The 4,843-nt window shown below is 72.4% G+C and carries 1 protein-coding gene; it reads right to left on the reverse strand.

Features of this window, described 5'->3' with window-relative positions; translation table 11 throughout:
* On the reverse strand, nucleotides 1-4,831 hold a 4,831-nt coding region (locus ACZ4WH_RS43840; RefSeq protein WP_468191924.1), incomplete at its 3' end, for an amino acid adenylation domain-containing protein.
* Nucleotides 4,832-4,843: the final 12 nt, after the last annotated feature.

Raw genomic sequence — 4,843 nt, forward strand, 5'->3', positions numbered from 1 at the left:
CACCATAAGCCTGCGCAAGATCACGCGTCAGCGGCCCCAACGACCAACCATCACCCGCGATGTGATGCAACACCAGCAACAACACATGCTCCCGCCGACCCAACGCGAACACCTCGGCCCGCAACGGAAGCTCACGCTCCAGATCAAACCCGCGCCGAGCCGAAGCCGCCAGGACAGCAGGCAGGTCGTCCTGCGTCACCTCGCGTACGCCGAAGGGGACTTGTGCGTCCAGCAGCACCAACTGAGCGGGAACACCGTCCACTTCCGGGAACAACGTCCGCAAGCTCTCATGCCGAGTGACCACGTCACCCAGCGCCGCCCGCAACGCCTCCCGGTCCAACTCCCCCGACAGCCGCAGCGCCAGCGGCAGGTGGTACGCCGTCGAGGTCTCCTCCAGCTTCTGGAGGAACCACAGCCGGCGCTGTGCGTACGACAGCGGCATCGGCTCGGGACGCCGTACGGCCCGCAGCGGCGGACGCGCCTCGCCCGCGTCGTCCAGCGCGCCCGCCAGGCCCGCCACCGTCGGCCGCTCGAAGAGCGTGCGGATCGGCAGTTCCGCACCGAGCACCCTGCGCACCCGGCTGATCAACCGCGTCGCCAGCAGTGAATGTCCACCGAAGTCGAAGAAGTTGTCGTCCACGCCGACCGAGGGCAGACCGAGGATCTCGGCGAACAGCTCGCACAGGATCTCCTCGCGCGGGCTGCGCGCCCGGCGGCGGTCGGCGGTCTCGTACCGGGGCTTGGGCAGTGCCCGCCGGTCCACCTTGCGGTTCGTCGTCAAAGGCAGCGCGTCCAGGACCATGATCGCGGACGGCACCATGTAGTCGGCCAGGCGGGCGGTCAGCCACTGCCGTACGGCCGGCTCCTCGACGGCGGCGGCCCCGGCCGAGGACGCGACGTAGGCGACCAGCCGGGCCGGCCCGTTGTCCTCGTCGACCACCACCACCGACTGGTCCACGCCCGGGCAGTCGGCCAGTACGGCCTCGATCTCGCCCGGTTCGATCCGGAAGCCGCGGATCTTCACCTGGTGGTCCATACGGCCGAGGTAGTCCAGCTCGCCGTCGGCGCGCCAGCGCACCAGGTCACCGGTGCGGTACATGCGCGCGCCCGCCGGGCCGAACGGGTCGGCCACGAACCGCTCCGCCGTCAGGGCGGGCCGGTTCACATAGCCACGGGTCATCCCGGCGCCGGTGACGTACAGCTCACCGGGCACGCCGGCCGGGACCGGCCGCAGCCCCGCGTCCAGGACGTAGACGCGCTGGCCGGGGATGGGCACGCCGATCGGCACCGGTGCCTGCCAGGTGTCGGCGGTGCCCCGCAGGAGGTGCGCGGAGACCGTCCAGGTCTCGGTCGGTCCGTAGAGGTTGTGCAGCTCCACGCCCGGCCGCTCGCCGAAGAACCCGCGGATGTGGTGGCTCAGCGTCAGCGCCTCGCCGGCCTGCGAGATCAGACGCAGCGACCCCAGTGCGAGTCCCTGCTCGTGGGCCGCCTCGCACACCGCCTCGACGACGAGGTTGGGCGCGTACAGCTCGGCGATGCCGTTCTCGTCCAGCCAGCGGGCCAGGAGTTCACCGCTGCGGCGCACCTCCTCCGAGGGCAGCCACAGTTCCTTGCCCGCGAGGAGGGAGGAGTAGATCTCCTGGACGGACACGTCGAAGGTCAGCGCGGTGAACTGCGTCACCCGCCGGCCCACACCGCCGCCGACCACCCGGGCGTGCCACTCCAGCATGTTGGCGATCGCGCCCGCGCGCATGAGGACGCCCTTGGGGGTGCCGGTCGTCCCGGATGTGTAGATCACGAACAGGCCGTGGTCCGGGTGGAGCGCCGAGCCGCGTTCGGCGTCGGTCAGGTCCGTGTCGGGCGAGGCGGCCAGTTCGCTGAGCGTCGCCGGGTCGTCCAGCACCAGCAGCGGCGCCCAGGCGGGCAGCGTGCCCGCCCGCTCCGTCGTCGTCACGGCGAGCACGGGCCGGGCGTCGGAGAGCATGAAGGAGACGCGTTCGGCGGGGTGTTCGGCGCCGACGGGCAGATAGGCCGCGCCGCACTTGAGCAGGGCGAGCAGCGTCACGATCGCGTCGGCGGAGCGGGGCAGGGCCATCGCCACGACGGTGTCGGGGCGCACGCCCCGGCCGGCCATCATCCGGGCGAGCCGGTTGGCGCGGGAGTTGAGCCGACGGTACGTGAGCGACTCGGTGCCGTCGACCACCGCGACCGCGTCCGGGTGGCGGGCGGCCTGCGCCTCGACGCTCCGGGCCATGGGGACCCATGGCGCCACGGGGCCGCCGTCGTTGGTCTCCTCCAGGAGCGCGCGGCGCTCGTCGGCGGTGAGGATCTCCAGTGTGCCGATGGTGCGGTCGGGGTCGGCCAGCGCCTGTTCCAGCAGACGCAGCCACCGTGCGGCCAGCGCCTCCACCGACGACTTGTCGAACAGGTCGGTGGCGTACTCCACCACACCGTCCAGGCCGGCCGGAGCGCCGTCGGAGTCATGGCGTTCCGCCAGGCTCACGGACAGGTCGAACCGGGAGACGCCCTCGATGTGCTGCCGGGAGCTGAGGCTCAGGCCGGGCAGGTCGAACCGGGCCCGTGGGGTGTTCTGGAGGACCAGCAGCACCTGGAACAGCGGGTGGTGAGCCACGGTGCGCTGCGGGTTGAGGATCTCGACCAGGTGCTCGAAGGGCAGGTCCTGGTGCGCGTACGCGGCGAGGTCGGTGTCCCGGACGCGGGCGAGCAGGTCGCGGAAGGCCGGGTCGCCGGAGGTGTCGGTGCGCAGCACGAGGGTGTTGACGAAGAAGCCGACCAGATCGTCCAGGGCCTGGTCGGTGCGGCCGGCCACCGGGGTGCCGAGGGGGATGTCCGTGCCGGCGCCGAGGCGGGTGAGCAGGGCCGCCAGGGAGGCCTGGAGGACCATGAAGACGCTGACGCCGCTGGTACGGGCGAGTTCGGTGAGCCGGCGGTGGACGTCGGCGGACAGGGCGAGCGGCAGGACGTCGCCCCGGTAGGAGTTGACGGGCGGGCGTGGCCGGTCGGTCGGCAGGACGAGCTGTTCGGGCAGGTCCGCCAGGGCGTCCTTCCAGTACTCGACCTGCTGGCTGAGCACGCTGTCCGGGTCGTCCTGGTCGCCGAGCAGCCGCTGCTGCCACAGGGTGTAGTCGGCGTACTGCACCGGCAGCGGCTCCCAGTCGGGAGTGGCCTCCTGGCACCGGGCCCCGTACGCCCGCGCCAGGTCCCGGGTGAGCGGACCCATGGACCAGCCGTCGCTGGCGATGTGGTGCAGGACGAGCAGCAGGGCGTGGTCGTCCGGGGCCAGCTCGAAGACATGGGCCCGTATCGGGATGTCCCGCTCCAGGTCGAATCCACGGCCGGCCGCCTCGGCGAGGAGCGCGTCGAGGCGGTCGGGGTCGGCCGCGCGCACGGTGTAGGCGAGCCGGGCGTCGGCCGGGTCGAGGATGTGCTGGCGTGGTGTGCCGTCGTCCTCGGGGAAGACGGTGCGCAGGCTCTCGTGCCGGGCCACCACATCGCCCAGGGCGGCCCGCAGGGCTTCCCGGTCGAGGCGGCCGGTGAGCCGTAGGACGAAGGAGACGTTGTACGTGGAGGTGGCGCCTTCGAGGCGGTGCAGGAACCACAGGCGGCGCTGGGCGAACGACAGGGGCACCGGGTCGGGGCGCTCGGCGGCGCGCAGCGACGGCCGGACCGGGCCGACGGGCTCGGCGTCGTCCTCGCTCCCGGCGAGCAGGGCGGCCAGTCCTTCCACGGTCGGGGCCTCGAAGAGGGCGCGGATGGAGACCTCCGCGCCGAGCACGGCCCGGATGCGGCTGATCAGCTGCGTGCCCAGCAGGGAGTGCCCGCCCAGGTCGAAGAAGTTGTCCTCCACACCGACCGAGGCCACGTCCAGCACCTCGGCGAACAGCGCGCAGAGCGTCTCCTCGTACGGCCCCTCGGGTGCGCGGCTCTCGCCGCTGCCCTCCAGCACCGGGGCGGGCAGCGCGGCCCGGTCGAGCTTTCCGTTGGAGTTGAACGGGAAGGCGTCCAGGAGGACGACGGCGGCCGGGACCATGTACTCCGGCAGCCGGTCCCCGACGAAGCCGCGCAGCTCCCGGGGGTCGATCTCGGCGCCGTCCTCGGGGATCACGTAGGCGACGAGCATCGCCTCGCCCGCCCTGTCCTCCCGCGCCAGGACGACCGCGTCCCGTAGGCCGGGGTGCTCCGCGAGTACGGCGTCGATCTCGCCGAGTTCGATCCTGAAGCCGCGGACCTTCACCTGGTGGTCGATGCGGCCGACGTAGTCCAGCTGGCCGTCCGTGCGCCAGCGCACCAGGTCACCGGTGCGGTACATCCGCGAACCCGCCGGGCCGAAGGGATCGGCCACGAACCGCTCCGCCGTCAGACCGGGGCGGTTCACATAGCCACGCGCCAGGCCGGGTCCGGCCAGATACAGCTCACCCGCGACCCCGACGGGGACCGGCCGCAGCGTCTCGTCCAGCACATACGCACGCTGACCGGTGATCGGACCGCCGATGGGCGGCGTCCCGCCCGGCTCCAGCCGCTCGCTCAGCGTGGCACAGATCGTCGCCTCGGTCGGACCGTAGGCGTTGAACATCGCCCGCCCCGCCGCCCAGCGCCGAGTGAGTTCCTCCCCGACCGCGGCGCCGCCGGTGACCACGGAGACGAGATCGGGCAGGTCGTCGTCGGGGACGGTGGCCATGAGGGCGGTCGGCAGCAGTGCGTGATTGATGTGGTGGTCGCGCATGAGCGTGGCGAGTTCCTCGCCCGCGACGACGCCCGCCGGAGCCACCACCAACGCGGCACCCCACGGCAACCCCATCAACAACTCCATCACCGAAGCGTC

The organism is Streptomyces sp. NPDC029138 (genome assembly GCF_055564375.1).